1 protein-coding gene is annotated in these 1,101 nt (G+C 78.4%); it reads left to right on the top strand.

Going from position 1 to position 1,101, the window contains the following annotated elements:
- On the top strand, positions 1-1,101 hold a 1,101-nt coding region (locus IE329_RS39920; RefSeq protein ID WP_190215975.1), incomplete at both ends, for a polyketide synthase dehydratase domain-containing protein.

The raw sequence follows: 1,101 nt of genomic DNA, 5'->3' as shown, positions 1-1,101 counted from the left end.
TCCACTCCCGGACCGAGGACGGCGACTGGCAGCGGCACGCCTCCGGCACCCTGCTCGCCACCCCCGTCGAGGCCGCCCCCGTTGTCACCGAATGGCCGCCCGCCGGCGCGACGGAACTCCCCGTCGAGGAGGTCTACCAGGCCCTGGCCACGGCCGGACTGGCGTACGGCCCGGCCTTCCAGGGGCTGCGCACCGTCTGGCGGGACGGCGACACCTTCTACGCCGAGGCCGCCCTGCCGGAGGCCCTGCGGGAGGAGGCCGGCCGGTTCGGCCTGCACCCCGCCCTGCTCGACGCCGCCCTCCAGCTGCCCGGCCTCGCCGAGGTCCCGGGCGGCGGGAGCCGGCTGCCCTTCGCCTACCGCCGGGTGGCGCTGCACGCCGCCGGCGCGGCCGAACTGCGGGTGCGGCTCTCGGTCACCGGCCCGGAGGAGTTCGCCCTGCTGGCCACCGACGCCGACGGCTCGCCGGTGGTCTCGATCGGCTCGCTGGTGACCCGGGCGGTGACCGCCGAGCGGCTCACCGCGCCCAAGCCGGCGCACGGCGACTCGCTGTTCACGGTGGAGTGGTCCGCACTGGAACTGCCCGGAGCGGCCGCACCGCGGCAGCCCGTGCACGCGGACCGCGCCGCCCTCGGCCCGGCCGACCTGGCCGGCGCCTGGGTCGCCGTCCGGGCGGCCGGGGAGCCGGCGCCCGAAGCGGCGGACGTCCCGGCCCGGCTCCGGTCGGTGCTGGCCGACACCCTGGCCCTGGCACAGGAGTGGGTCTCCGAGGAGCACCCGCCGGCCGCCCGGCTGGTCGTGGTGACCACCGGCGCCGTCGCGGTCGGCCCGGACGAGACCCCCGATCCGGTGGCGGCCTCCGTCTGGGGCCTGCTGCGCTCCGCGCAGACCGAGAACCCCGACCGGATCGTCCTGCTCGACCTGGACGAACACCCGGACTCCGCCGAGGTGTTGTCCACCGCGGTGACGGCCGCCCTGGCCGCCGACGAGAACCAGCTGGCGCTGCGCGCCGGCGCCGCCCACCTCCCCCGGCTGGTCCGGGCGGGTGTGGCGGCCTCGGCCGGGCGGGAGTGGGACCCGGCGGGGACGGTGCTGATCACCG

The sequence above is a fragment of the Kitasatospora indigofera genome (assembly GCF_014655955.1).
GTDB classification, from domain to species: Bacteria; Actinomycetota; Actinomycetes; order Streptomycetales; family Streptomycetaceae; genus Kitasatospora; species Kitasatospora indigofera.
Note: the sequence above shows the minus strand (reverse complement) of the source record. Positions and strands in the feature narration are given on the sequence as shown.